Origin of the sequence: Sphingomonas sp. CFBP 8760 (assembly GCF_014841615.1) — a bacterium.
Taxonomy (GTDB): domain Bacteria; phylum Pseudomonadota; class Alphaproteobacteria; order Sphingomonadales; family Sphingomonadaceae; genus Sphingomonas.
Window position 1 is genome coordinate 1 of sequence record NZ_JACYUG010000058.1, and the last position, 920, is coordinate 920.

Below are 920 nucleotides of genomic sequence, written 5' to 3' on the forward strand. Positions count from 1 at the left end.
CCTAGAGGCTGTTATGAACCTACAGCGAGCGTGGTAGCCTGCTTCATCATGAGGCATGCGAAGGCGACGACATGAAGTCCTGCGAGTGTTTCGGCGTAGCGCTCATAGTCTTTGACAAGGCGTCGGAAACGGGTCGCCCATGCGAATGACCGTTCGACAACCCAGCGTCGTGGCAGGAGGACGAAGCCGCGTTTGGCCTCGGGCAGTTTGACGACCTCAAGTGCGATGCCGTGTTTTGCTGCTGCCGTAGCGGCACGCTCGCCGGTATAACCCTGATCGACCCAGGCAAGTTCGACGCTGTCATTGGTGACGGCCTGCACGGTACGCGCGAGCCGCTCCACCTCGCCGCGGTCTTCTGTGCTGGCCGGTGTGACATGAAGCGCCAGCAGATGGCCCAGCGTATCGACGGCCATGTGAATCTTCGAACCCTCCTTGCGCTTGCCCCCGTCATAGCCGGCACGCTCGCCGCTCTCGGGCGTGGAGCGCAACGTTCGACTATCGATGATCGCAGCAGTCGGCTCCGCCCTGCGGCCTGCCGCCAGACGCAATACCGCGCGCAGATCGTCGACCAGCGCTTCGAAACATCCTGCCGCCAGCCAACGCTGCGTCTGCTGGTACACAGCTGCCCAGGGCGGAAGGTCGTTGGGCATCCACCGCCACGGCGCACCCGTCTTCACGATGTAGCGAAGCCCGTTGAACACCTCGCGCAGGTCGTGCTCCCGCTGACCGGCATCCTCGCGCTGCAGCAGCAGGTATGGCGCGACCAGCGACCACTCCTCGGTGCTAACGTCAGACGGATACGGCTTGCGGTGAATGCTCATCCAATAACAGATGAATCAGCCCCGCTTACAAGTCCATAACAGCCTCTAGTCACCTGAATCCGAAGTTCGCCTCATTGTTTTCTGGCAGAAGCGTTTGAC

Annotated in this window: 1 protein-coding gene; it reads right to left on the reverse strand. The window is 61.6% G+C overall.

From position 1 onward, the window contains the following. Window positions 1–11: 11 nt before the first annotated feature. Complete coding sequence (locus IFT82_RS20325; protein ID WP_192129944.1) at window positions 12–821, reverse strand: IS5 family transposase; 810 nt, start codon at window positions 819–821, stop codon at window positions 12–14. Window positions 822–920 lie beyond the last annotated feature (99 nt).